This window comes from Streptomyces cinnamoneus (assembly GCF_002939475.1).
Taxonomy (GTDB): Bacteria; Actinomycetota; Actinomycetes; order Streptomycetales; family Streptomycetaceae; genus Streptomyces; species Streptomyces cinnamoneus_A.
The window spans coordinates 2,941,910-2,967,401 of record NZ_PKFQ01000001.1 but is presented as its reverse complement, the minus strand read 5'-3'; the positions used below and the strand labels follow the sequence as shown (position 1 = coordinate 2,967,401).

24 protein-coding genes and 1 tRNA gene are annotated in these 25,492 nt (G+C 72.3%); 18 read left to right on the top strand and 7 right to left on the bottom strand.

What is annotated here, in order from left to right; all coding sequences use genetic code 11:
* Positions 1-110: 110 nt before the first annotated feature.
* Positions 111-935, bottom strand: a complete 825-nt coding sequence (locus tag CYQ11_RS12715) for a helix-turn-helix transcriptional regulator (protein ID WP_099199520.1) — start codon at positions 933-935, stop codon at positions 111-113.
* 50 nt (positions 936-985) lie between these two features.
* Between CYQ11_RS12715 and CYQ11_RS12710 the strand changes: the two genes are divergently transcribed.
* Both CYQ11_RS12710 and CYQ11_RS12705 read left to right on the top strand, forming a co-directional pair.
* Positions 986-1,417 carry a DUF2000 domain-containing protein gene (locus CYQ11_RS12710; protein ID WP_099199521.1) on the top strand — a complete coding sequence of 144 codons (432 nt, stop codon included), beginning with the start codon at positions 986-988 and terminating at the stop codon, positions 1,415-1,417.
* Positions 1,418-1,456: 39 nt separating this feature from the next.
* Positions 1,457-2,464 (top strand): DMT family transporter, encoded by a 1,008-nt coding sequence (locus CYQ11_RS12705; protein WP_240003187.1) that lies wholly within the window; start codon positions 1,457-1,459, stop codon positions 2,462-2,464.
* Positions 2,465-2,553: 89 nt separating this feature from the next.
* Here CYQ11_RS12705 and CYQ11_RS12700 read toward each other — a convergent pair whose 3' ends face one another.
* A complete protein-coding gene (locus tag CYQ11_RS12700; protein ID WP_099197844.1) occupies positions 2,554-3,480 on the bottom strand; it encodes a LysR family transcriptional regulator in 927 nt (308 codons plus the stop codon).
* 460 nt (positions 3,481-3,940) lie between these two features.
* Between CYQ11_RS12700 and CYQ11_RS12695 the strand changes: the two genes are divergently transcribed.
* The 12 genes from CYQ11_RS12695 (at position 3,941) to CYQ11_RS12640 (ending at position 17,297) form a co-directional block, all read left to right on the top strand.
* Positions 3,941-5,839, top strand: a complete 1,899-nt coding sequence (locus CYQ11_RS12695) for an AfsR/SARP family transcriptional regulator (protein WP_181143648.1) — start codon at positions 3,941-3,943, stop codon at positions 5,837-5,839.
* 96 nt (positions 5,840-5,935) lie between these two features.
* Positions 5,936-7,252: a cation:proton antiporter gene (locus CYQ11_RS12690; RefSeq protein ID WP_099199523.1), complete on the top strand. Its 1,317-nt coding sequence runs from the start codon at positions 5,936-5,938 to the stop codon at positions 7,250-7,252.
* 158 nt (positions 7,253-7,410) lie between these two features.
* A complete protein-coding gene (locus CYQ11_RS12685) occupies positions 7,411-9,207 on the top strand; it encodes a 2-isopropylmalate synthase (protein WP_099199524.1) in 1,797 nt (598 codons plus the stop codon).
* A gap of 74 nt (positions 9,208-9,281) precedes the next feature.
* A complete protein-coding gene (locus CYQ11_RS12680; RefSeq protein ID WP_099199525.1) occupies positions 9,282-9,983 on the top strand; it encodes a hypothetical protein in 702 nt (233 codons plus the stop codon).
* Positions 9,984-11,609, top strand: coding sequence for an amino acid adenylation domain-containing protein (locus tag CYQ11_RS12675; protein ID WP_099199526.1), 1,626 nt, complete (start codon positions 9,984-9,986; stop codon positions 11,607-11,609).
* Positions 11,610-11,644: 35 nt separating this feature from the next.
* A complete protein-coding gene (locus tag CYQ11_RS12670; protein ID WP_205041808.1) occupies positions 11,645-12,586 on the top strand; it encodes a chlorinating enzyme in 942 nt (313 codons plus the stop codon).
* Between the two features lie 86 nt (positions 12,587-12,672).
* Complete coding sequence (locus CYQ11_RS12665) at positions 12,673-12,900, top strand: acyl carrier protein (protein WP_099199527.1); 228 nt, start codon at positions 12,673-12,675, stop codon at positions 12,898-12,900.
* A 116-nt stretch (positions 12,901-13,016) separates the two neighbouring features.
* On the top strand, positions 13,017-14,303 hold the full coding sequence (locus CYQ11_RS12660) for an aminotransferase class I/II-fold pyridoxal phosphate-dependent enzyme (RefSeq protein ID WP_099199528.1): 1,287 nt from the start codon (positions 13,017-13,019) through the stop codon (positions 14,301-14,303).
* A 31-nt stretch (positions 14,304-14,334) separates the two neighbouring features.
* Positions 14,335-15,093 carry a thioesterase II family protein gene (locus tag CYQ11_RS12655; RefSeq protein ID WP_099199529.1) on the top strand — a complete coding sequence of 253 codons (759 nt, stop codon included), beginning with the start codon at positions 14,335-14,337 and terminating at the stop codon, positions 15,091-15,093.
* An 87-nt stretch (positions 15,094-15,180) separates the two neighbouring features.
* Positions 15,181-15,555, top strand: a complete 375-nt coding sequence (locus CYQ11_RS12650; protein WP_099199530.1) for a cupin domain-containing protein — start codon at positions 15,181-15,183, stop codon at positions 15,553-15,555.
* A 213-nt stretch (positions 15,556-15,768) separates the two neighbouring features.
* Entirely contained in the window at positions 15,769-16,326 is a 558-nt protein-coding gene (locus tag CYQ11_RS12645; protein ID WP_099199531.1) for an RICIN domain-containing protein, read from the top strand.
* A 167-nt stretch (positions 16,327-16,493) separates the two neighbouring features.
* Positions 16,494-17,297, top strand: coding sequence for a lysophospholipid acyltransferase family protein (locus CYQ11_RS12640; RefSeq protein ID WP_099199532.1), 804 nt, complete (start codon positions 16,494-16,496; stop codon positions 17,295-17,297).
* 129 nt (positions 17,298-17,426) lie between these two features.
* Here the strand turns inward: CYQ11_RS12640 and CYQ11_RS12635 are convergent.
* Both CYQ11_RS12635 and CYQ11_RS12630 read right to left on the bottom strand, forming a co-directional pair.
* Positions 17,427-17,499: transfer RNA gene (locus tag CYQ11_RS12635), tRNA-Arg, on the bottom strand.
* Between the two features lie 241 nt (positions 17,500-17,740).
* Positions 17,741-19,024, bottom strand: coding sequence for a M6 family metalloprotease domain-containing protein (locus CYQ11_RS12630; RefSeq protein ID WP_240003421.1), 1,284 nt, complete (start codon positions 19,022-19,024; stop codon positions 17,741-17,743).
* A 267-nt stretch (positions 19,025-19,291) separates the two neighbouring features.
* Here CYQ11_RS12630 and CYQ11_RS12625 point away from each other — a divergent pair, with 267 nt between their 5' ends.
* Positions 19,292-19,966, top strand: coding sequence for a TetR/AcrR family transcriptional regulator (locus CYQ11_RS12625; protein WP_240003422.1), 675 nt, complete (start codon positions 19,292-19,294; stop codon positions 19,964-19,966).
* Between the two features lie 137 nt (positions 19,967-20,103).
* A complete protein-coding gene (locus tag CYQ11_RS12620) occupies positions 20,104-21,609 on the top strand; it encodes an MFS transporter (RefSeq protein WP_099199534.1) in 1,506 nt (501 codons plus the stop codon).
* Positions 21,610-21,772: 163 nt separating this feature from the next.
* Here the strand turns inward: CYQ11_RS12620 and CYQ11_RS12615 are convergent, their stop codons facing one another.
* Positions 21,773-22,297 (bottom strand): MarR family winged helix-turn-helix transcriptional regulator, encoded by a 525-nt coding sequence (locus CYQ11_RS12615; protein ID WP_099199535.1) that lies wholly within the window; start codon positions 22,295-22,297, stop codon positions 21,773-21,775.
* Positions 22,298-22,383: 86 nt separating this feature from the next.
* Between CYQ11_RS12615 and CYQ11_RS12610 the strand changes: the two genes are divergently transcribed.
* Positions 22,384-23,175: a dioxygenase family protein gene (locus CYQ11_RS12610; RefSeq protein ID WP_099199536.1), complete on the top strand. Its 792-nt coding sequence runs from the start codon at positions 22,384-22,386 to the stop codon at positions 23,173-23,175.
* A gap of 32 nt (positions 23,176-23,207) precedes the next feature.
* Here CYQ11_RS12610 and CYQ11_RS12605 read toward each other — a convergent pair whose 3' ends face one another.
* Positions 23,208-23,645, bottom strand: a complete 438-nt coding sequence (locus CYQ11_RS12605) for a hypothetical protein (protein ID WP_099199537.1) — start codon at positions 23,643-23,645, stop codon at positions 23,208-23,210.
* Between the two features lie 82 nt (positions 23,646-23,727).
* Positions 23,728-24,279 (bottom strand): GNAT family N-acetyltransferase, encoded by a 552-nt coding sequence (locus tag CYQ11_RS12600; protein ID WP_099199538.1) that lies wholly within the window; start codon positions 24,277-24,279, stop codon positions 23,728-23,730.
* A gap of 168 nt (positions 24,280-24,447) precedes the next feature.
* Here CYQ11_RS12600 and CYQ11_RS12595 point away from each other — a divergent pair, with 168 nt between their 5' ends.
* Entirely contained in the window at positions 24,448-25,458 is a 1,011-nt protein-coding gene (locus CYQ11_RS12595) for a sigma-70 family RNA polymerase sigma factor (RefSeq protein WP_099199539.1), read from the top strand.
* Positions 25,459-25,492 lie beyond the last annotated feature (34 nt).

Here is a 25,492-nt window from a genome sequence, read left to right as displayed (position 1 = left end):
GAACCGTGTGCGTACTGGCTCCATGACCAGCGGTGACACTTCAACCTTAAAGGGGCGGGACGGGCCGCGAGGGCCGGGTGGGCGAGCTTTGGTCAGGTGATGACCGGGCGTCAGCCCCGGTCGACCGGAAACCGCCTGGCGGTGTCCGCGTACCGCCCCGGTGTGACCCCCACCAGGCGTTTGAAGGTGCGGGTGAGGTGGGACTGGTCGCAGAAGCCCGTGCTGGCCGCCACCATCTGCGAGGGCTGGCCGTCCAGGAGCAGCCGCCGGGCGCGGTCCACCCGGCAGGCGGTCAGGTACTGGTGCGGCGCGATGCCGAACTCGCGGCTGAACGCCCGGACGAGATGGGCCGGGTGCGCGTGCAGCAGATCGGCCGCGTCCTGGAGCGTCAGCCCTTCGAGGACCCGTTCGTCGAGGAGGTCGCGCAACCGGTGGGCCAGCCGGCTCTGTTCGGGACGGGCCGGGACCGGGGCGACCTGGCGGTGGCCCAGGTGCCGCAGCAGGCGCTCGCAGATCATGGCGAGGCGGCTCTCCGCCTCCAGGTCCTCACCGCGTTCGGCGAGCACCGTGTGGAGCTGGTGGATGCGCCGGCGTAAGAGCGGATCGTCCAACTCCGGGTTGTCCACGGCCCGTCCGATGAACTCCTCGCCCAGGAGCTCCGCCTCCAGGTACAGCACCCGCTTGCGGAAGCCGTGCGGCGTGACCGAGGCGCCGTTGTGCGGGACGTGCGGCGGCAGGAGGGTGACCAGGTCGCTCAGGGCGCCGTGTTCGTGGCGGTCGAGGTCGTAGCGGACCATGCCGTCGTCGACGATCAGGAGCGTCCACGTGTCGTGCGCGTGCATGGGGTAGGCGTGGTCGGTGAAGTGGGCGTGGAAGACCTCCGCGACCCCCGCCACTGCTGGACGCCACGCCGTGATGTCAGGGCGAGCAACCATGCAAAGATCGTACAAGACCGGTGCCGCCCCGCCGAGACACAATCCGGTGCATGGAAACCGAGAACGCGCCCGTCCGCTTCGACACCAAGATTGCCGTGCTGCTCCGCGACGACCTGCACACCTGGCAGCGCCTCAACGTCACGGCCTTCCTGGTCAGCGGCATCGGCACCGCGCTCCCCGAGGTGATCGGCGAGCCCTACGGCGACGCCGACGGGACCGAGTACCTGCCCATGTTCCGGCAGCCCGTCCTGGTCTTCGAAGGCTCGAAGGAACTGCTGACGACCGCTCACACCCGCGCGCTCGGCCGTGCCGTCCCGGTTTCCGTGTTCACCTCCGACCTCTTCACGACCAACAACGACCGCGACAACCGCGCCGCGGTCCGCGCGGTGGGCAAGGACCAGCTCGACCTCGTCGGCCTGGCCGTCTACGGGCCGCGCAACGCCGTGGACAAGGTCCTCAAGGGCGCCAAGATGCACCCCTGACCCGCCGCACGACAGGTCCCCGTTAGGAAGCGAGTCACCGTGGCCGAGACGACCGAGCAACGACGCGATCCTGTCGACGCCTACTTCTACCTCCTGGCCACCATGGCGTTCTTCGGCAGCGCCTTCACCAGCTCCAAGGTGGTCGTGGGGCACGTGCCGCACCAGGTCGCGGCGGCGCTGCGGTTCGGCGGCGGCGCCCTCATCCTGGTGCTCATCCTCGCCGTGGCGGCCCGCGGTGGCCGGATCGGGTCGTTCTCGTGGCGGGACGCCGTCCGCGCCGGACTCGTCGGACTGCTGGGCGTGTTCGCCTACAACGTCTTCTTCTTCTGGGGGCTGTCGCTGGCGCCGTCCATCGACGGCAGCATCATCGTGCCGGTGCTGAGCCCGGTGCTGACCACGGGCGCCCTCCTGGTCATGGGCCGGGAGACCGCCTCCACCGCCCGCGTCGTCGGCCTCGTGCTGGGCGTGGCCGGCGCGGTCGTCTTCTTCCTGGGCATCGGTGACGGCGGCGGCGGGGTGAGCGGCAAGCGCCTGCTGGGCGACGCCGTCTACCTCCTCGGCGCGGCGGCCTGGGCCGCGTACAGCATCACCTCCAAGCGCGTCCTGGCGGGCATGGAGCCGCTGCGGGCCACCACCTACGGCACGGTCGCCGGAGCGCTGGGACTGGTGGTGCTGGCCGTGCCGTCCGTGCCCGACGTGGACTGGGGCGGTCTGTCGGGCGGCGTCTGGGCCAACGTGGTGTACCTGGCGATAGGACCCACCGCCATCGCCTACCTGTGCTTCTACCGCGGCCTGCGCAGCGTGAGCCCCTCCACCGCCACCGTCGTGATGTTCGCCGTGCCGGTCTTCGGCGTCACCAGTTCCGGGATCTTCCTGGACGAGTCGTTCACGGCGGTCCAGGTGGTGGGTGGCGTGATCATGCTGGTGGGTGCCCTGCTGGCCGTGACGCAGGGGCGCTTCCTGCGCCGGCCCGGAGGGCGGACCGCCGCGGCGCCCGCGGCCGCCGCCCCGGCCGTCGCCGCTCCCCGGGACGCGGGGGCCAGCTGACCCCACCGAGCGGGAACGCACAGCCCGCGGCCGGCGCGCCTCCCCCCGGGTTCGCCGAACGCCTCCCCGCCTGGACGACCTCGGCCCGTTCAACGGCCGCTCGCAGTGCCGAGGTCGTCCAGGCTCGTGTGCGGCGCGACGCGGGCGTGCCGGACGAGCACCTCGACGAAGTCGGTGACCGTGGGACCGGGTAAGGCGGTCGTGCAGACGAAGAGCTGCTGTCTCACCGGCGGCTCCGGCCGCATGACCCGGCCGGGGAAGTGGGCAGGGAGCACGTACGTCGGTACGAGCGTCGGGCCGAGGCCGGACGCCGCCAGCAGGGGCGCGGCCACGCTCTGCTCGGTGCGCACGGCGGTCCGTGGCGTGAAACCGGCCTCTGCGCAGGCCTCGTTGAGCACGGCACTGAGCGCGTTGGCGGGCGCGAAGTGCACCCAGGCCCGGTCGGTGAAGGCGGCGAGCGGAACGCTCGGCCCGGGGTGGGCCGCCGCCACGGGGTCGTCCGGTGGCAGGACCAGTACGAACTCCGCCACCCCGAGCAACTGCCGGGGGCCGTACCACTGGTCGAGGGCCGGGCCCACGGCGACGTCGGCCCGGCCCTCGCCGAGCGCGGCCATCAGCTCCTCGGCGCGTCGGTATTCGGCCAGCCGGACCTCCATCGCCGGGTTGCCCTCGTGCCAGGCGCTCAACGCGGGCGGGAGGACGCCGAGCGTGAGCGAGTCCAAGGTGGCCAGCCGCAGTTCGCCGCCGGGTCCGCCGGCCGCCGTGGCGGCGGCGAGGCGGATGCGGTCCGCCTCGGCCAGCGCCGCGCGGGCGTGGGGGTGTATCGCCTGCCCCATGGGGGTCAGTCGCAGGGGACGGGCGTCCCGCTCGACCAGAGAACCTCCACAGAAACGTTCCAGCGCCTGGAGTTGTCGTGAAAGAGCCGGTTGGGAGATGTGCAGTCGCCGGGCGGCACGTGTGAAGGATCCTTCCTCCACGATCGTGATCATGTATTGAAGCTGCCGCAGGGTCACCATGTGCAAAAGGTATACGCGCATACCAAATAAGCCTTGGACTGGAAGTCTGGCTTCCGGCAGGGTCGTGCTGTCAGCGGCGAAGACCGTCCCCACCGGGGCGGTGGATCCGGCGCGAAGGCCCACCAGTCGCCTAGCGAACTGACGTTGCGCACGCACCTCTGCACCGCCGCACCGTCCCCGCACCGCCCGCTCCACCCGGCCGGCCGTCCCGGCCGTGGTTCCCCGCGCGCCCGCCGCCCCCTTCGTTCCTCCGCCTTCCGGGTCCGGCGCCGGCGTCGTGACGCTTCGCCCCTCTCATCGGCTCGAATCCGTGCCGTCCGGCGACCCCCGCGGCCGCCGTCGCTTGGAACCAACTCCCACAGAGTTCTCGAAGGTTGGCGCGCGTATGCCTGTTGCAGAATTTCGGGTTCTAGGTCCCCTCGCATTATCGGTCTCCGGGCAGCGGATCCCGCTGCGCGGAGTGAAGCAGCAAACCATCCTCGGCGCGCTCCTGTTGTCCAACGGCCGGCGGGTCTCCCTGGCGCGCCTGGCCGACGTCGTCTGGGAGCAGCGGCCGCCGGTCACCGCCCGCAAACAGATCCGCAACGCCGTCTCCGAGCTGCGGACCCTGCTCTCTGCCACGGGCGCCGCCATCGTCCCCGAGGCGGACGGCTACCGGCTGGACATCGCCGACGCCACCCTCGACCTGCGGACCTTCCAGGAACACAGCGCCCGGGCCCGCCGCCGCATGGAGCAGGACCGCCCCGACGACGCGGTGACGGAGTTACGCGCGGCGCTCGCCCTCTGGCGTGGCCCGGTGCTGTCGGGGCTGGACCGGCCGGGCCTGCGGGCGCAGGCGGCCGGCCTGGAGGAGCAGCGGCTGACGGTCCTGGAGGAATGCGTCGGCCTGGAGCTGGCGCGCGGCCGGCACACCGCCCTCATCGGCGAACTGACCGGCGCCGTGGCCGACCACCCGCTGCGCGAGCGCCTCGTCGGACAGCTCGTCCTGGCCCTCTACCGCTCGGGGGCCCGGGCCCGCGCCTTCGCCGTCTACGAGCGGACCCGTCGCGACCTCGCGGAGACCCTGGGCCTCGACCCCGGCCCCGAACTGCAGGAACTCCACCAGCAGATGCTGGCCGACGACACGGGCGCCCCCGCGCCCGCCGCGTCCCGGCCGTCCCCCGCGCCGGCGCCCGCCGAGGTGCCGCTCCCCGCCCCGGCCGCCGCCCCCGGCAACCTGCCCGGCGGCGTACCGCACTTCACCGGCCGCGGTGAGACGTTGCGCCTCCTGCTCGACTTCGCCGACGGGGACGACCGGGGTGACGGGGCCGGCCGGGGTGAGCGCACCGGTGCCGGGGCGGGCCGGGTGGCCGTGATCGAGGGCATGGCCGGGGTGGGCAAGACGGCCCTGGCCGTGCACGCCGCCCACCGGCTCGCCCACCGCTACCCCGACGGCTGCCTCTTCCTCGACCTGCGCGGACACAGCTCCGACGGGGCGGCGCTGCCCCCGGCCGCCGGGCCGGTGCGCCTGCTGCGGGCCGTGGGCGTCCCGGTGAGCGAGCGCCTCGACGCCGCCGAGGCCGCCGGGCTCTGGCGCGGCTGGCTCGCGGGGCGGCGCGTCCTGCTCGTCCTCGACAACGTGGCGAGCACCGACCAGATCCGCGCGCTGCCGGCCGACGGCCCGGGCTGCCTCACGATCGTCACGAGCCGGCGCAGCCTGACCGGACTGCCCACGGCCCGCCCGTACTTCCTCGACCCCCTCCCGCTCGACGAGGCGCGCCGGCTCTTCCGGCGCCTGGTCCCGGACCGGGCCGCCGGCGCGGACGCTGCGGGCGGGCCCGGCCGGGACGCCACGGCGGAGGACGTGGACACCCTGCTCCGGCACTGCGGCCACCACCCGCTCGCCATCGCGGCGGCCGCCGCGCGGCTGCGGCACCGGCCGACGTGGAGCGTGGGCTACCTCGCCGACCGCCTCGCCGAGCCCGGCCGCCGCCTGACCGAACTGCGGGCCGAGGACGGCGGGGTGTCGTCCCGCATCGACTGCTCCTACCTCGCCCTCCACCCCGAGCAGCAGCGGCTGCTGCGGCTGCTCGGCCTCGTCGCCACCCCGGTGGTCAACGCCCCCGGCGCCGCGGCCCTGGCCGGGCTGCCCGTGCCGCGCACCGAGGAACTGCTGGAAGGGCTGGTGGACGAGCACCTCCTCCAGCAGCCCGAGGCCGGCCACTACCGCGTCCACGGCCTGGTGCAGGCCTACTGCGCGCAGCTGTCCCGGGTGGTCGACACCCCCGAGGACCGCGAGAACGCCCTGAAGGGCCTGCACGACTTCTACATGGACCGGCAGCTGATCCTCTCCTACGCCGGCGACCCCTGCGCCTTCTGACGCCCCGCCGCCCCCGGGCGGCGGGCCCGCGTGCCGCAGGGCTCTCGACCTCTTTTCTCCCCACCCCCATCGATCTTGTGATTCTTGAGGAACGACATGACCGGGCATCTCTTGACGGACTTCTTCATCGCCCTCGCCATCGCCCTGGCCGCCGCCCAGACCGGTGGCGCGCTGGCGCGCCGCGTCGGGCAGCCGCCGGTGGTCGGCGAGATCTTCGCCGGAATCCTCGCCAGCCCCACCGTGCTGACCGCGTCGGTGAGCCAGCACATCATCCCGGGCACCGTGCGGCCCTTACTCGAGGGCCTGGCCAACATCGGCCTGGCCGTCTTCATGTTCACCGTCGGATATGAGATCGACTTCGCCCTGCTGCGCGGCCGGACGCGGGCCGCGCTGACCCTGGCGACGGGCTCGGTCGTGGTGCCGCTGACGGCGGGCACGCTGCTGGCGCTGCCGCTGGCCGGGCGGTACGCGCCCGGTGACCGCACCGGCTTCGTGCTGTTCCTCGGCGTCGCCATGTCCGTGACCGCCTTCCCCGTGCTGGCGCGGATCCTCACCGACCGCGGACTCAACAGGAAGCCGCTGGGCGGGATCGCCCTGGCCGCGGCCGCGGTCGGCGACCTGGCGGCGTGGATCGCCCTGGCCGCCGTCGTCGCCTTCTGCGGGGCGTCGGGGCAGTGGCACGTGATGCTCCTGCCCGTCTACGCCCTGCTCCTGGTGGTCGTCGTGCGTCCCCTCTTCCGGCGCCTGACCCAGGGGGCCGGGCGGGGGGACGTGATGCCGGCCGCGCTGTTCCCGGCCCTGGTCGTCGGGCTGATGCTGTCCTGCGCGGCCACCGAGTGGATGGGCGTGCACTTCATCTTCGGCGCCTTCGCGTTCGGCGCCGTCATGCCCAAGGCGGGCCCCGAAGGGCTGCGGGCCCGGCTGATCGAGCAGATGGAGAACACGGGCTCGCACTTCCTGCTGCCGCTGTACTTCATCGTGGCGGGCACGAAGGTCGACCTCTCCGGCTTCGGCGCGGGCACCCTCGGCACGCTCCTGGCCGTGATCGTGGTGGCGGTCGCGTCCAAGGCGGTGGGCGCCTACGCGGGGGCACGGGTCTCCGGCACGGGGCACCGCGTCGCGCTGCCCATCGCGGTGCTGATGAACACCCGCGGCCTGACCGAGATCGTCATCGTCACGGTGGGGCTCCAGATGCACCTCATCGACGAGCGCTTCTACTCGATCATGATCGTGATGGCGGTGGTCACCACGGCCATGACCGGCCCCCTGCTCAACCTGGTCCGCGAGGGCACGCGGGAGGACGCCGGCGCGGAGGAGCCCGTGCCGGCCGCCGCGGCGCCGAAGCCCGCCCCCGAGCCCGTGACGTCGCCGTCCTCGGCGCCCGAGGCCGCCGCAGGGACGGAACGGGGATGAGCCGGGGACGCCCGCCGGCGCGGCCGGGCGGACGGGGACGGGCCGGGGACCGCGCGGGGACGTTCCGAGGACGCCGCTTCCTACGTTCGTCCTGTCACCCACTGATCCCGTGAGTCGCCCGACGGCGGGCATCACGCCCGACGACCAGGGAGGCAGGAATGCCCCAGACACCCCCGTTCCCGCCCGCTGAATCCCGGCTGCGCCCACCCGTGGGCCCGTCCCGTCCCGGCCAGCCGTGGTGGAACACCCAGCGGGCGTCCTCGATGCCCGTCCACCGCTACGTCCGTACCGGGCCCAGGCTGCCGGAGGCACCCGCCGAGCGCCTGTGGCCCGCCCGGCAGCTCGACCGCGCACCCCTGTGGGCCTCGGTCGACCTGCGGGACGGCAACCAGTCCCTGGCCAACCCCATGGACTCCGGCCGCAAGGGCCGCATGTTCGACCTCCTGGTCCGGATGGGCTTCAAGGAGATCGAGGTCGGCTACCCCTCGGCCAGCGACGCGGACTTCTCGTTCGTCCGCGAACTGATCACCCGGGACCGCATCCCCGACGACGTCACCATCTCGGTCTTCACCCCCGCCCGCCCCGAGCTGATCGACCGCACCTTCGAGGCCGTCGAGGGCGCGGACCAGGCGGTGGTCCACCTCTGCCACGCCACGGCCTGCCTGTGGCGGGAGGTCGTCTTCTCGATGACGCCCGAGGAGGTCGAGCGGATGGCCGTCGCCTCCGCCGAGCGGGTGGCACGGCTCGCGGACGCGGCCAAGGGCTCGCGGCTGCGGTTCGAGTACTCGCCGGAGACCTTCAACGTCACGGAGCCGGAGTTCGCCCTCGGCCTCTCCAACACCGTGGCCGCCGTCTGGGACGCCTCCCCCGACCGGCCGGTGACGCTCAACCTGCCGACCACGGTCGAGACGGACACCCCCAACGTCTTCGCCGACCAGGTCGAGTGGATGCACCGCAACCTCGACAACCGCGAGTCGGTCATCCTGTCGGTCCACCCGCACAACGACCGCGGCACCGCCGTGGCCTCCGCCGAACTCGCCCTGATGGCAGGCGCCGACCGCGTCGAGGGCACGCTCTTCGGCAACGGCGAGCGGACCGGCAACGTGTGCCTCGCGACCATGGCGATGAACCTCTTCAGCCAGGGCGTCGACCCCCAGCTCGACTTCTCCGACATCGACGAGATCCGCACCACCGTCGAGCACTGCAACCAGATCCCGGTGCACACCCGCCACCCCTACGCGGGCGACCTGGTGTACACCGCGTTCTCCGGCACCCACCAGGACGCCATCGCCAAGGGCCTGGCGGCCGTCGAAGCGCAGGCGAAGGCGGCCGGCACGGCGCCGCGGGAGGTCCCCTGGGACGTGCCCTACCTGCCGATCGACCCCAAGGACGTCGGCCGGACGTACGAGTCGGTGGTGCGGGTCAACAGCCAGTCCGGCAAGGGCGGCATCGCGCACATCCTCAAGAGCGTCCACGGCCTGGACGTGCCGCGCGGACTGCGCGTCGAGCTGGCGCGCACCGTGCAGCGGGTGGCCGACGCGGAAGGCGTCGAGCTGACCTCGCGCGACCTGTGGGCCGTCTTCAGCCGCGAATACCTGGAGCAGCCCGCACCGGTCCTGCTGCTCAAGGAGTTCCGGACGGAGACCGAGGGCGTGGACACGACCTGGATCCGGGCCTCGGTCGTCCGGGAGGACGGCCGCGAGACGGCCGTCGAGGGCCGGGGCGCCGGCGCCGCCGACGCCTTCGCCGCGGCCCTGGCCGGCCTGGGCCCCGACGTGCGGCTGACCGCCGTCTCGCACCACGCCGTGGCCGACGCCCACGGCGAGCGCACCGCCGCCTACGCGGAGGTCATCGTCGCCGGAACCACCGTCCACGGGGCGGGGATCGACCCCTCCGCCGACGCGGCGCTGGTCGCCTCCGTCCTCTCGGCGGTCAACCGGGGGCTCGCCCGCTAGACACCCCGCCCCCGCACACCGGCGGCACACGCTCCGAGGCAGTTCCCTTCCCCAGGCGGAGATGGACAGGCGAGATGGACTTCGCATTCGTTGAGACGCCGAAAGACGTAGAGCGCGACTGCTTCGTGTACACGGCGCGCAGCGCGCTCGACTTCCACAGCATCGCCCGCATGCGGGCGACGACGCGGAAGGACCTGCTCGGACACCCCCTGGCCGGGCAGGACGACCGGGACGACGTGTTCGTACCGCACGCGGTGCACATGCTCACCGTCATCGACGGTGACGTGGTCGCCGCCGCCGAGCTGGTGGTGGACTCGCCGCTGGGCCTGCCCGTCGACGCGCGGGACGTGCTGACCGGGGCCCTGCGCAAGAACCGGCGCCTCGTGCAGTTCCGGCGCCTCGTCCTGCGGCACGCCTGCCAAGGCGGCACCTGGCCCGAGCTGCCGTTCGGCGTGGTCGGCGGCATGGTCAAGGCCTGTCTGCAGTGGAGCGTCCTCAACGACATGAGCCACGTCGTGGTGGACGCCGCCGACTGCCGCGCCGTGCCCGCGCTGGAGCGCCTCGGGTTCGCCCCGGTCCCCGCGGGCGCGCCGGCCGGCGGGCCGCCGCCCCCGCTGCTGCTGCGGGTCTCCGAGCTGGCGTCGCGCTCGTTCCGCTCGGCCCGGCCCTTCTACCGCTACCTCATGGAATTCGACGAAAGCGTACTCGTCGAGAACTTTCGCCCCACGCTGGCCTGGCCCCTGCCGCCGGTGCTGGTGCCGGAGAGGACCCTCTGAATGACTCTGCACGGTCTGCGTGCGCCGCTTCCCGACGACACGGTCGTGCACCGCGTCTTCGAGGCCCACGCCCATAGGAACCCGCTCGGCACCGCCCTGACCTGCGGGGACGAGCAGATCAGCTACGCCGAACTCAATACGCGGGCCAACCGGTTCGCCCACCACCTGCTCTCGCTCGACATCGGCCGCGGCTCGGTCGTCGGCGTGTGCCTGGACCGCACCCCCGAGCTGATGGTCGCCATCCTGGGCGTCCTCAAGTCCGGTGCCGCGTACGCCCCCCTCGACCCGACGTACCCGCAAGAGCGCCTCGACCTGATGCTGTCGAACCTCGACCAGCTCGAGTACACCGTGGTCGCCCCCGCCACCGAGAGCCTCATCGGGCACGCCCACACCAAGGTGCTCGACATCGAGGCCCTCGCGCCCCGCCTGGCGCTCCTGCCCGCCGTCGACCCGCAGACCGACACCACCGGCGACGACCTGTGCTACGCGGTGTTCACCTCGGGCTCCACCGGGACGCCCAAGGCCGTCGCGGTCCGCCACGAGGGCTGGTACAACCTCCTCAACTGGCTCGCCCTGGAATACGGGCTGGACGAGCGCTCCAGCAGCCTGAGCGTCAGCTCCTTCGGCTTCGACATCAGCCAACGCGGCCTGATGGCACCGCTGTTCACCGGAGCTCCGCTGCACCTGCTGCCCAGTCGCAGCTTCGACGTGAACATGGCATACCGGGTCATCGCCGAGCGCGGCGTCGCCACCCTGCACTGCGCGCCCAGCACGCTCTACCTGTTGATCGAGCGGGACATGGCCCAGGCGGCCAGGGCGGCGAAGGCGGCCGGCACCGAAGGGGGCCCCAGGTGCGCGGCCCTGGCCGGTGTCGACTACGTCTTCATCGGCGGCGAGCCCCTGTCGACCCCGCGCGTCGAGGAGTGGGCCACCCAGGAGGGCAACGCCTGCACCCTGCTGCACCAGTACGGGGTCGCCGAGTGCACGGACGTGGCCTCCTCGTACCCGCTCCACGACTACCCCCGCTACCGGGCGGGCGCCACCCCCGTGGGCCGGCCCGTCTACAACACCGCGATCCGCCTGATGGAGGAGCGCGACGGCGTCCTCACCGAGGTGCCCGACGGCGAGACCGGGGAGATCTGCATCTCCGGCACCAGCGTCGGCGCGGGGTACCTCGGCGCCTCACCCGCCGACATGGAGCGCTTCATGACGGCCGACACCGGCGGTGAGCGCGTACGGCTGTACCGGACCGGCGACCGCGGTCACGCCACCGCGTCCGGCGACCTGGTCGTCGTCGGGCGGGTCGACGCCCAGGTGAAGATCCGCGGCATGCGCATCGACCTCGGCGACGTCGAGCACGGTGTGCGCGCCAACCCCCGGGTGGAGGACGTCGTGGTCCTCGCCCCGCCGGACGGGGCCGGTGAGGCCCGCCTGGTGGCCTTCGTCATCCCCGCCGCCGCACCCCTCGACCCCCGCGCGCTCCGCGCCGAACTGCTCGGTTCGCTGCCGCGGAACATGGTGCCGCAGGAGGTCGTCGAGCTGACGGCCTTCCCCCTGAACCCCAACGGAAAGGTCGACCGCAAGGCGCTGGCAGCGTCCGTCGACCACCCCGCCACCTCCCAGTGACCTCCCACTGACCCGAACCGAGGAGTGAACCCAGCGTGACCACAAGCGAGCGACCCACTCCGGCCGCCCAGATCTCCGCCAACGCGGTCGTCCCCGACGACATCAAGAGCGACATCGAGCAGTTCGGCCGCGACGGCTTCATCGGCCCGATCAAGCTGTACGAGCCCGAGGAGGCAGCCGAGCTGATCCGGGAGATCCGGATCAACAACCACATCACCGACAAGGCGCTGTACAAGAACAGCGTCAACTACGACCGCCACTTCGACATCCCGGAGCTGACGCGGCACATCACCCACCCGACCATCGTCAAGTACCTCAACGCGATCCTGGGCCCGGACGTCCTGTGCTGGCGCACGGAGTGGTTCCCCAAGTTCCCGGGCGCGAAGGCCACCGAGTGGCACCAGGTGCGCGACTACAGCTACGCCAACGGCAAGCCGCAGCTGCTGCCGACCGCGTCGGAGTGGAACGCGTACATCGACATCACCGTGTGGACCTGCTTCACGCCGGCCACGAAGGACCGCGCCTGCATGAAGTTCGTCCGCGGCTCGCAGCGTGAGTGGATCTTCGACGAGCACAAGGCGACGCAGACCGGCCGCGACGACTTCGACGTCCAGCACGCGAACACCGGCTTCTTCGGCTACGACTTCTCGGACTTCGCGGTGGACCCCGACTGGGAGCCGCGGCCCGAGGACGTCGTCGAGCTGGAGATGCAGCCGGGCGAGGCCGTCATCTTCACGGCCTCGTGCGTGCACGGCTCCACGCCCAACCTCACCGAGCGCGAGACCCGCTTCGCGATCGCCGGCCGCTACGTGCCGACGCACGTGCGGGTCTACCCGGACCAGGACTCCTTCACCGCGCACGGGGCCACCTTCGACCTGTCCGAGTACGGCAGCGTCCTGGTGTCCGGCGAGAACAAGTTCGACCACCACCGGATCCGTACGGAGAACAACCACGGCGAGAAGTTCCGCCGTGCGTGACGACGCCCGCTGAGGCGCCTTGGGCGAAGGCCCGCAGCGCCGCGGGCCGCACGATCCGAACCGACAGAGCCAGAAAGGACCGCAAGGTGATCACAGAGCAGATTCACGGCATCTGGAGCCGTGAGCTCAAGCTGGACGACTTCTCCGACGACGACGACTTCTTCGAGCTGGGCGGCCACTCGCTGATCATGACGAGGATCCAGCAGGCGCTGAGCGACGAGCTGGGCGTCGACGTGCCGATGGACGAGCTGTTCCGCAAGGCGACGGTCTCGGCGATCTCCGCGCACGTCGCCTCGCTCCAGAAGGTCGCCTGACGATCTCCGGGAGATCCCGTGGCGCCGGACGACGCGAGCCGTCGCCCGGCGCCACGGGCCCCGCCCGCCGCACGTCCCGCCCGCGACCCTCCCACCGAGATCGGGGAAATCCGCCCATGCAGCTTTCCACCTGGGGGACGAGCATGTCCCGCCTGTCCGGCATCCGCAGCATCATGGACGACATCGCCGCCGCGGTCGGCGAGCCGTCGGACGGCCCGTGGTTCAACCTCAGCCCCGGCAACCCGGCGATGATCCCCGAGGTCGTCGACACCTGGCGGCGCCTCGCCGAGGAGAGCGTGCGGGACGACTTCTTCGGCGCCGGCGGCCAGTACGGCCCCTCGCGCGGCACGAACGCGCTCGTCGGCGCCATCGTCCGCTACTTCAACGCCGCGTACGGGTGGGGGATCGGCCCCGAGAACGTCCTCGTCGGCCCCGGCAGCCAGATGCTCGCCTTCATGGCCGTCAACGCCTACACCGGGCCGACGGACCGGGGGGAACGGAAGCTGGTGCTGCCCTGCGTGCCCGACTACACCGGCTACCAGGGCCTGAGCATCGCCGAGCGCGGCATCGTCGGCGTGGAGCCCGTGGTGACCGTGGAGGACGGGACCGTGGGCGACGGCCGGCAGTTCCGCTACGGCGTGGACCTCGCGGCGGTGCGCCGGGCGACGGCGACGGGCGGCGCGATGCTGCTGTCGAGCCCGAGCAACCCCACAGGCCGCAGCCTCGACGCCGCCGAGCTGGACGGGCTCGTCGCGATCGCCGCCGAGCGCGACATCCCGCTCATCGTCGACCACGCCTACGGGCAGCCGTTCCCCGGTGTCGTGGACACCCCGCTCACGCCGGTGCTGCACCCCAACGTCGTCAACTGCTTCACCTTCTCCAAGGCGGGGATGCCCGGCGAGCGCATCGGCTTCGCCATCGGCCCCGCCGACGCGATCGACGCCATGGTGTCCTTCACCGCCAACGCCGCCCTGCACGCCCCGCAGCTCATGCAGAACGCCGCGGCCCGCGCGCTGGACAGCGGCGGCATCGACGTCCTGACCGCCAAGGTGATCAAGCCCTACTACCGGGCCAAGCGGCGCCTCGCCGAAGAGCTGCTGCGCGAGCACCTGCCGGAGTCCGTCGACTGGCGGCTGCACCGCAGCGACGGCGGCATGTTCTGCTGGCTGTGGATCGACCACGACTGGTTCGACGACCTCGTGGCCTACCGCGCCCTCAAGAGCAAGAACGTCTTCATCGTGCCGGGCCGCCACTTCTTCGTGGGCCCGCTCACCACGCCCTTCCTCGCGGACCACGGCACCCGCTGCGTCCGGCTCAGCCTCAGCGGCCCGGAGGACGTCATCGCGACGGGCGTCGCACGGCTCGGCGCGACCCTGACGGAACAGCGGCGCGCGGCCTCCTAGCGACGGCGGCTGACGAAAGGAAACCCCCACCATGGGATCGAAACCGTGGCTCCGGCGCCACCCCGCACAGGGCCCCGACGCCCTCGCCCGGCTGGTGTGCTTCCCCCACGCCGGCGGGACGGCCGCCACCTTCCAGGGCTGGCCGGCCCGGCTGCCGCCGGGAGTCGAGACGCTCGTCGTGCAGTACCCCGGCCGCCAGGAACGCATGGCCGAGCCGTGCATCGAGGACATGGCGGAGACGGCCGACCGGGTGGCGGAGGAACTCGCCCCCCACCTCGACCTGCCGCTGACGTTCTTCGGCCACAGCATGGGCTCGGGCCTGGCCTACGAGGTGGCGCGGCGGCTGGAGCGGGACCACGCGGTCGTGGTCACCCGCGTCTTCGTCTCCGCCAGGACGGCCCCCCACCACGTGCACGGGGAGAAGCGCCACCTGTTGCCGGACGAGGAGCTGGTCGCCTCCATGCGGGCGCTGGGCGGCCCCGACGCGGAGGTCTACGACCACGTCCAGCTGCTGCCGCTGATCCTCCCGCCGCTCCGGGCCGATCTGCGCCTGCTGGACGCCTACCGGCCCGACCGGGAGTCGCTGCCCCGCATCCAGGCACCCGTCACGGCCTGCGGCGGCGACAGCGACCACACCTGCCCCACGGCGGACCTCAGCCTCTGGCAGGAGCTGACCACCGCCGACTGCGAGGTTCGGGTCTACCCGGGCGGGCATCACTTCCTGCGTATCAATGAGGCGGATGTGGTGGGTGTGGTGTCCAAGCACCTGGCGACCGTTGTCGCCCGCTGACCCGGTCACCCGCCTGGCCCGGTCACCCCCGTGCCCCGAGCACCCGCCTGACCCGCGCACCCGAGGACCTGAGGAGAAACGAACGTCATGGCCCGTCCCGACACCCCGGTCAACCTGTCGGAGAAGCTCGCCGGCATCGAGGACCACTGGTCGCCCAGGACCGTCATGGAGGTCAACGGCCTCGAACTGAAGGTCTCCAAGTTCAAGGGCGAGTTCGTCTGGCACAGCCACGCCGAGGGCGACGAGATGTTCCTCGTCCTGCGCGGCGAGCTGACGATAGAGCTGCGCGACCGCGAGAGCGTGCGCCTGGGCCCCGGCGAGATGTTCGTCGTCCCCCGGGGCGTCGAACACCGCCCGGTGACCCCCGAGGGCTGCGACGTCGTCCTGCTCGACCCGGAGGGCGCCCTGAACACGGGCGAGGTGGAGGACAGCGAACTGCGGCGCGAGGCGGAGTGGGCCTGAGGGGGCCCGCGCTCCGGGTGCGCCCGGCCCGGCAGGCGGCGCCTTCGCGCCAACCTGCCCGGCCGGGCGCCGCGCGTCTGCCGTTCGCCGCGCCCCGCCGGTAGCCTGCGCCTGGCTCGCGCCCCGGTCCTCGGGGCGCCGGTTCGTACGGCTCCTGGTCCACGTACTTCCGTCCATGTGCATTCCGTTCATCGACGAAGACAAAGGGGACACATGAAGTCGCACTTCCGTCTGCCCGGAATCCTGGCGGCCGCCGCGGCGCTGCTCCTCACCTCGGGCGTGACCTCGGCCTCCGCCACCACCCCGCAGGACGGCGCGAAGCAGGACAGACGCGCGCAGAACGGGGCCGACAGCTACGGCTGGATCCGCAACGCCAACAGCGCCCACTGCCTCGCGGTGCCGGGCGCCAGCACGCAGAACGGCGTCGGGCTCATCCAGTGGGGCTGCGGCGGCTGGCGTGACCACTACTGGCAGTTCGAGTACGCCTTCTCCAGCGGCGGCATGAGCTACTACCACATCCGCAACCTCAACAGCCAGCAGTGCCTGGCGGTCCCGGGCGCCAGCACCACCGCCGGCACCCAGGTCATCCAGTGGCCGTGCGACAAGTGGGCCGACCACTACTGGGGCATCGAGTACACGGACAAGGGCAAGCGGCTCGTGAACTGGAACAGCAAGCAGTGCCTCGCCGTCCCCGGCGCGAGCACCACGCAGGGCGAGAAGGTCATCCAGTGGCCCTGCGGCACGTGGGCCGACCACTACTGGAACTTCTGACGGCCAGCGGGGCTCCGGGCCGTCGGGCCACCGGGGGCCGGCGCACCGTGAGCGGCTCCCCGGCTCCGGCTCACCGCAAGTGGCTCAATTGACGCTCTCCCGTTGATCCTCCGCGCCGACTACCGTGCGTCGGCGCGGGGGGTCACTCGGGTCAAGGGGCTCACTGGATGTTCTATTTCCTCTTCAAGTCCGTGGTGTTGGTACCGCTGTTGAAGTGGCTGTTCCGGCCGCGAGTCGAGGGGGCGGAGCACCTGCCGGGCAGCGGTGCGGCGATCATCGCGGGGAACCACCTGTCGTTCTCCGACCACTTCATGATGCCGGTCATGGTCAAACGCCGGATCACGTTCCTGGCGAAGATGGAGTACTTCACCGGGCGCGGTCTCAAGGGCAGGCTCGTCGCGGCGTTCTTCCGGGGCATCGGCGGGATACCGGTGGACCGCTCGGGCCGGCAGGCGGCGCAGGCGGCCGTCGACACCGCCCTCGGGGTGCTGGAGCGCGGCGACCTGCTCGGCATCTACCCGGAGGGGACGCGCTCGCACGACGGCCGGCTGTACAAGGGCAAGGTCGGCGTGGCGGAGATGGCGCTGCGCTCGGGCGCCCCCGTGATCCCCTGCGCGATGATCGGCACGTTCGAGGCCCAGCCCACGGGCCGGCGGCTGCCGCGCCTGGTCCCGATCACGATCCGGTTCGGGGAGCCGCTGGACTTCTCCCGCTACGCGGGCATGGAGGACCACCGGGCGGTGCTCAGGGCCGTCACGGACGAGATCATGTACGCGATTCTGAAGCTCTCGGAGCAGGAGTACGTCGACACGTACGCGACGGAGGCGAGGGCGGCGTCGCAGGCGGTGCCCCCGAACACCGGCCGCACCGGCACCGGCGGCGACCGGGGCGACCACGGCGGCCGCACCGGCCGCCCGGTCCACGTCAGGGCTGTGCGCCCCCGCTCCCGTCAGGCGACACGGGCCGCATGAGGGGCCGTTCGAAGAGGTGAAGGCGGGCTGAGCGGGGCGGGGCCCGCCCCGTCGCCGCGTGGAAGCGCGAAGGGCCCCGCGGACTTCCGTCCTCAGGGCCCTTCGCGCGTCGTGCCTGGTCAGGCGTTGTGCCCCCGGGCAGATTCGAACTGCCGACACCCGCTTTAGGAGAGCGGTGCTCTATCCCCTGAGCTACGGAGGCGGGGCTCGCTGCTTCCCCGCTGAAGACCTTGGTGGATCTTCGTCGGGACCGGCGGGCTCCTCGACCGCCGTAGAGAGCGGTCGAGGACAGGTTAGCGGATGGCGGGGCGCGGGCGCTGGGGGGTGCTCGGCTCCGGGCCGGCGGGCGCCGGGGGGAAGCGCTCCCCCTCCGTGAGGTCCCGTCCCGGCGCCCGGGCGGGAAGTCACCGCCCAGGAAGAGGGATTCGGCGCCCCCGTCCGCCCTACGCCGGCAGGTGGGACAACCCCGGCGCGCCGGCCGCGCGGCGGGTGACGGTCACGTGCCAGTTCCCCCGGGCGTCCTGGCCCAGCACGGTGACCGTCACTCCCGCCACCCGGTAGTGCTGGCCGGCGCGGTAGGGGGCGTCGGACAGGGGGGCGCTGACGTTGGGGTCGTGGGTGTAGCAGCCCGGGCTGCCGGGGGTGGCGTCGGCGGCGCGCACGGGGCCCGCGCCCGACGGCAGGTGGGTGGCCACCGTCGTGATCAGGACGCCTGGCCGGCAGACCGCGTGGTCCAGGCGGCCGGGGGCGCGGGCCTCCAGGGTGAGGGCGTGGGTGCGGGAGAGGGGGACGACGGCCAGTTTGGGGCCGCCGCGCTCCGAGGTGGGGGAGAGGACGACGGTGCGGGTGCCGGGCCGGGTCAGGCAGTGGACCTGGGCGGGGGCCAGCCAGCCGAGCTTCCACTTGTGCCAGGCCAGGAAGTCGTTCGAGGGGCCCCAGTCCTCGGCCATGGGGTCCCAGTGGCCGACCGGTGCCCGCGTCCCGCCGCCGCCGGCGGCGTAGTAGAGGTCGGGAAGGCCGAAGCTGTGGGCGTTCTCGTGGGTGAGGACGCGGTAGGGGCTGTCGCCCGTCTGGCGGCTCCAGATGAACGTCACGTTCTTCACGTGCGCTCCGTCGTGGGTCCTCAGGCCCGTCGGGGCGCCGGCGAACGTCACCGAGCGGACGTCCCGGGTGGCCGGCGGGCCGGCGTTCGGGGCGGCCAGCACGTTGATGAGGTCGTAGTGCCGGAAGTCCACGCTCCGCCCGGTCGCCGCGAGGATCTCCCGGGTGATCGCGTGGTAGCCGTCGTCGCGGTGGGGGTCGAAGGCGGTGCCGCGCGTGATGCCGTACGAGCGGTACGGGCGCGCCATGTGGATCCAGCGCAGGACGGGTGTGGAGCGGTAGTCGAGCCGCCCGTAGGAGCTCGTCCGGTAGTAGTCGGCGACCGCGGGGAAGAACTCGGCGTACCGCTGGCGCGGGCTGAGGCGGGCCCGCGCGTCGGGGAAGTCGACGAAGAAGGTGACGGCCCGCACGGTCCCGCTCGACGGGGCGAAGCCGCGCGGGGTGCGGCTGCCCTCGGAGACGCCGCGCGTGCGGGTGCGCAGCGCGCAGGGGCCGGACGGGCGGCCGGTGGTCGTGGCCCGGGCGGCCGCGGCGTGGGCGGTCCCGGCCCGTGACGCGGCCGGCGGGGCGAGCGCGAGGAGGGTCGCCGCCACGACGGCGACGGTCAGGGGCCTGGTCACGGTCACCGGCACCGGTCACCTCCGTCTCGGGCGCTCCGGGTGATCGCCTCGTCGATCACCTTCCGACGGAAACCGGACGTCCGCGCTCCGGACGTGGCGGACGGGGGTCGCGGACGCCCGTTCGGAGGTGTGGCGCGGCTCACAAGGTGGCGTGAAATATCCGGGGACGTTCTCCCCGTTTGAAGAGTTGTCCTGAGTAACCGGGGAACTTCTCCCCGGTTCCGGACTCCGTCCTTCCGCGTCCATGATCGTCTTTGACCAGGAGTGTTCGTCGTGGCCACAGCCTCGCAGCCCCGCCTTCGCGCCGACGCGCTGCGCAACCGCGAGCGGATCGTCACGGCCGCCCGGGAGGTGCTCGTCGAACACGGGGTCGAATCCTCGCTCGATGAAATCGCTCGACGCGCGGGGGTCGGCAATGCCACGCTGTACCGGCACTTCGCGGACCGCCGTGAGTTGATCCACCATGTCACCCTCTTTGTCATGGGCCGCATCGCGGACCAGGCCGAGACCGCACGATCCGAGGAATCCGATGCTTTCCAGGCGCTGAGGCGTTTCGTCCATGCCGCCGCGGACGAGCGCATCGGGGCACTGTGCTCGCTGCTCGCGGACAGTGGCGTCGACCGTGACCACCCCGACCACGTCGTCGCGCGCGAGCGGACCGAGGTGGCCATCGAGGCGCTGCTGGCCGACGCCCGCGCCGCCGGACAGCTGCGGGACGACATCGCCATCGGTGACCTGATGGTCGCCATCACCCAACTCACCAGGCCCCTGCCGGACAGTGGCTGCATCGACTTCGACCAGTTCGTGCACCGGCACCTCCAGCTGTTCCTGGACGGGTTGGCTGCCCCCGCCCGGTCGCGTCTGCCCGGAACGCCCGTGACCCTCGACGACCTGCGGCAGAAGGCGGCCCAAGCCGCCTCCCGCACCACCGACTTGTCCCACCCGTAGTACTGATGCGCGGTCAAGAACGGCTCCCGCGAGGGAGTTGGTACGACGAGCGCGCAGCCCAGCCTGATCGTGCGGCCCCACCGGCCCGTCGCGGTCGGCTCGTCCTGACCGCTTCGAAGCCCTAGGTAGGCCCACCCATGCCAGACCTCACCACCTCACCCGATCCCCGGCGCTGGAAAGCGCTGATATTCATCGCCCTGGCCCAGCTGATGGTCGTGCTCGACGCGACCATCGTGAACATCGCGCTGCCCTCCGCCCAGACCGACCTCGGCATCTCGGACGGCAACAAGCAGTGGGTCATTACCGCCTACGCCCTCGCCTTCGGCGGGCTGCTGCTGTTCGGTGGCCGCATCTCCGACCTGTGGGGCCGCAAGCGCGCCTTCGTCGTCGGTCTGATCGGCTTCGCCGCCGCCTCCGCCCTCGGCGGCGCCGCGGTCAACACCGGGATGCTGCTGGGCGCCCGTGCCCTCCAGGGCGTCTTCGGCGCGCTGCTCGCGCCGGCGGCGCTGTCGCTGCTCGCCGTGCTGTTCACCGAGGCGAAGGAGCGCGCCAAGGCGTTCGGCATCTTCGGCGCCATCGCCGGTGCCGGCGGCGGTGTGGGCCTCATCCTCGGCGGCCTGTTCACCGAGTACCTCAACTGGCGCTGGACGTTCTTCGTGAACATCCCCTTCGCCGTCGTCGCCGCGGCCGGCGCGATCGCCGTGATCCACGAGCCCGAGGGCAGCCGCAACCCCTCGAAGCTCGACATCCCCGGTGTCGTCCTGGCCACCCTGGGCCTGGTCTCGCTCGTCTACGGCTTCACCCGCGCCGAGTCCGCCGGCTGGACGGCCGGCAGCACCCTCGCCATGTTCGCCGCCTCGGCGGTGCTGCTGTTCGCCTTCGTGCTGGTCGAGCGGAAGGTCAAGGCGCCGCTGCTGCCGCTGCGCGTGCTCACCGACCGCAACCGCGGTGGCGTCTACGTCTCCCTGGGCCTCGCGGCCATCGCCATGTTCGGCCTGTTCCTCTTCCTGACCTTCTACCTCCAGGTCGTCCGGGGCTACTCGCCGGTCAAGACCGGTCTCGCGTTCCTGCCGATGATCGCCACCATGATCGCCGGTTCCACGCAGATCGGCGCCCGCCTGATGACCCGCGTCCCGGCGCGCTGGCTGATGGGCCCGGGCTTCCTGCTCGCGGCCGCCGGCATGACGCTGCTCACCCAGATCGACCTGGACACCTCGTACACCACGGTCGTCCTGCCGGGTCTGATGCTGATGGGCCTCGGCATGGGTACGGCCTTCATGCCCGCCATGAGCCTGGCCACGCACGGCGTCCAGCCCCGGGACGCCGGTGTCGCCTCCGCGATGGTCAACACCTCGCAGCAGGTCGGCGGCGCCATCGGCACCGCGCTGCTCAACACCATCGCCGCCAGCGCCACCACCGACTACCTGAAGTCGCACGCGGCCGGTGCCGCGGACCCGAAGCTGCTGACCTTCCAGTCGCTGGTGCACGGCTACTCCACCGCCGTGTGGTGGGCCGTCGGCATCCTGGTCGTGGCCGCGGGCATCGCGGTCTCCTTCATCACCGCCGGTCACCAGGGCGGCGCCGCCGTCGCCTCCGGTGACGGCGCGGGCGCCGAGGAGGCCGTCCCCGTGATGGCCCACTGACGTCCGGTCCACGGATGAGACGAGGCCCCCGCCGGTCACCCGGCGGGGGCCTCGTCGTGTGCGTGCCCGTGCGTGGCCGTCATCTTCCCTGTCCCCCCGGTCCGTTCGTCCGCCCGTCCGCGCGCCCGTGTCGCGCGGCCCCCGGGTCAGACCTCCTCGCTCCTCAGCGCAGCCAGGGCAGATCCGCCCCCGCAGGTTCGAGGCCCGTCGCGATGGTCCGGCACATGTCGCCGAACCGCCGGGCCTGTTCGGGAGTGAGCCGGTCGAAGATGGCCGCCCGTACCGCGGCCACGTGGCCCGGCGCCGAGGCCCGGAGCATCGCGAATCCCTCGTCCGTGAGCACGGCGAGCTGACCGCGCTTGTCGGACGGGCACTCCTCGCGCCGCACCCAGCCGTTCTTCTCCAGCCGGGCGACGGCGTGCGAGAGCCGGGACCGGGTGATCTTGGCCTGCTGCGCCAGTTCCGTCATGCGCATCCGCCGGCGCGGCGCCTCGGAGAGCTGCACCAGCAGCCCGTAGTAGACGTGCGGCATCCCGGCGTCGCGCTGGAGCTGGCGGTCGAGGTAGTCCTCCAGGAGTGTCGAGGCGTGCAGGTACGCCTGCCAGGTGCCCTGTTCCTCGTCGGTCAGCCAGCGGGGCTCGGCGGCGGCCTCCGCGGCCTCGGGGCCGCCCGCGGGTCGGTTCGTCATGCCATCCACTGTTCCACTCCCGGAGCCGTGGGTTCGCACGGGTTCGATTGCTTGAATGTTCAAGGAAAGGGTTCTAGGCTTTCCCCATGGCCGCCTCCACCGCCTCCCCCGGGCGCATGCCCGCCCTCTACCTCTCGCACGGCGCCCCGCCGCTCGCCGACGACCCCGTGTGGCCCGGCGAGCTCGCCGCCTGGTCCGCGCGGCTGCCCCGGCCGGCCGCCGTCCTGATGGTCTCCGCCCACTGGGAGGAGGCCCCGCTGGCGCTGGGCGCCACCACGACGGTGCCCCTGGAGTACGACTTCTGGGGGTTCCCCGAGCGCTACTACGCCGTGGGCTACGCGGCCCCCGGCGCCCCGGACCTCGCCGCGCGGGTGCGCGGGGCGCTGCGCGGCCCCGGGACGCCCGTCCAGGACCTGCCGGACCGGGGCCTCGACCACGGCGCGTACGTACCGCTCGTCGAGATGTACCCGGCCGCGGACGTCCCCGTCCTGCAGATGTCGCTGCCCACGCTCGACCCGCGGCGGCTGATGGACGTCGGCCGCAAGCTCGCGCCGCTGCGCGACGAAGGGGTGCTGATCGTCGGCAGCGGCTTCTTCACCCACAACCTCGCCGCCCTGCGGCACGCCGGGCCCCGCCCGCCCGCCTGGTCCTCGGAGTTCGACGCGTGGGGACGCGAGGCGCTCGCCGCCGGGGACGTCGACGCCTTGCTGGACTTCGGGAACAAGTCCCCGGCCGCCCACCTCGCCCACCCCCGCACCGAGCACTTCGCGCCGCTCTTCGTCACCCTCGGCGCGGCCGAGGACGAGCTGCACACGCAGCGCAGCGTGATCGACGGCTTCTGGGCGGGCCTGGCGAAGCGCTCGGTCCAGTTCGGCTAGGACCCGCGCCGGATCCGGCCGGCCGGGCGCCTTCAGTGCTCGTGCCAGTGGAAGACGTAGTACGACGCCAGGGCCATCCCCAGGCCGCACAGCAGCCCCACTTCGACGGCCCGCAGCACCGTCGGCCCGGTGAGGCTGTAGAGGAAGCCGATGCCGGTGCCCAGCAGCGCGCCGAACGCGGCCGCCCGCACCTCGGCCACCATCCGATCCCGCCAGCGGAGCAGCGCGTAGCCGGCCCCGGTCGAGACGAGGGCGGCGATCAGGCCGACCAGCCAGCCCTGCGCCGTGCCGAACCCGTTGTCGTGCGCGAGGAAGACGGCGTAGAGGCCGAGGACGACGCCGAGCGCCACCGGCACGGCCCAGGTCGCGCGCCCGGCGTGGTCCGCGTGACGGGCGCGGCCCGTGCGGGGGACCGGGCCGGGGCCCTCGTGGCCGTAGTGCCGCCCCGGCGTGATCGAGTGCGTGGGCATGGCGGGCTCCTCTCACTCACCCCCGTCCCACCAGCGCACACCCGCCCCCCGGCGCGGGCAACTCGATCACCGGATCGGGTGGTTACCCGCCCCCGGGCGCGGCGCCGACGCCCCCGACGGGCCGCTCGTAGTGCGTCACGTCCCAGTACCGCCCGAACTTCCGCCCCACCTCGCGGAACGTGCCCACGGGCGCGAAGCCGAACCTCCGGTGCAGCCGCGCCGAGGCGGGGTTCGGCTCGGTCACGCCCGCGTACGCACGGTGCACGTCCTCGCCCTCCAGCGCGGCGAAGAGCGCCTCGTAGAGCAGCGTGCCCACGCCGCGCCCCCGCGCCGCGGGCGCGCAGTAGACGGAGACCTCGACGGAGGTGCGGTAGGCCGCCTTGGCGCGGAAGGGGCTGCTCGTCGCATAGCCGAGGACCCGCCCCTCGGGGCCTTCGCCCCCCTCCCGGGCAACCAGAAGCCGGTAGGGGCCGTCCTGTGAGTAGGAGAGCAGCCAGCGGCGGCGCTCCTCGGGGGTGAACGGGGTGACGTCGAATGTGATGGCCGTCTCACGGACGTAGTGGTTGTAGATCTCCGTGAGGGCGTCGAGGTCCTCCTCGCCACCGGGCCTGACCTGCACGTCCATCGGTTTCATCGACTCGGTGACCCCCTTTGTGGCCGCACAGGGTACTGCATGATCAGAAAAAAGAAGACGACCCCGGGGAATTCTGTCCGGATTGCTGTCGTTCTTTCCTTCGGACGGGGCAGCCGGACGGAAGCTCTGTCCACCATCCCGCGACCGTCTCATCGCAAGGGAGTACGCATGGCAACCCGTGCCGTCGCCCGTCGTCAGTCCGCCGCCCAGGGGGCCGCGGCCGACGAGGCCAGCAGTGTTCGCGCCGCAGGCGGGGAGATCGCCGATCGCGACCTGGTCGGCATGTACCTCGACGAGATCGCGCGTACGCCCCTGCTCGACGCCGCCAAGGAAGTCGAGCTGTCGCAGACCATCGAGGCGGGCGTCTACGCCCAGCAGATACTCGACGGCCTGGAGGACGGCGGCGCCAAGGCCGGTGAGGCCTCCCGCGAGGAGCTGGAGGCGATCGCCGACGAGGGCGCCCGCGCCAAGGACGTCTTCATCAAGTCCAACCTCCGCCTCGTCGTCGCCGTGGCCCGGCGCTATCCGCGCAGCGGCCTGCCGCTCCTCGACCTGATCCAGGAGGGCAACGCCGGCCTGGTCCGCGCGGTCGAGAAGTTCGACTACACCAAGGGCTTCAAGTTCTCCACGTACGCGACGTGGTGGATCCGCCAGGCCATCACCCGGTCGATCGCCGACCAGTCCCGCACGATCCGGCTCCCCGTCCACCTGGTGGAGGAGCTGGGCCGGATCCGACGGGTGCAGCGCGAGTTCAACCGGGAACACGGCCGTGAGCCCGAGCACGCCGAGATAGCCGCCGAGCTGGACACCACGCCCGAGCGCGTCGGCGACGTGCTCGACTGGGCCCGGGACCCGGTGAGCCTGAACATGTCCGTGGACGACGAGGGCGAGACCCAGTTCGGCGACCTGCTGGAGGACACCTCGGCGGTCTCGCCCGAGCAGTCGGTCATCGCGCTGCTGCGCAGTGAGGAGCTGGAGGGCCTCATCGGCCGGCTCGACCACCGCACCGCGTCGATCATCAAGGCGCGCTACGGCATCGAGGACGGCCGCGAGCGCACGCTGACCGAGGTCGGCAAGCAGCACGGCCTCACCCGTGAGCGCATCCGGCAGATCGAGAAGCACGCCCTGCTCGAACTGAAGAAGATGGCCCACGACACCGGTTTCGACGCGGCGGCCTGAGAGGACATACCCTTAAAGGGGCATAGCCTGTATA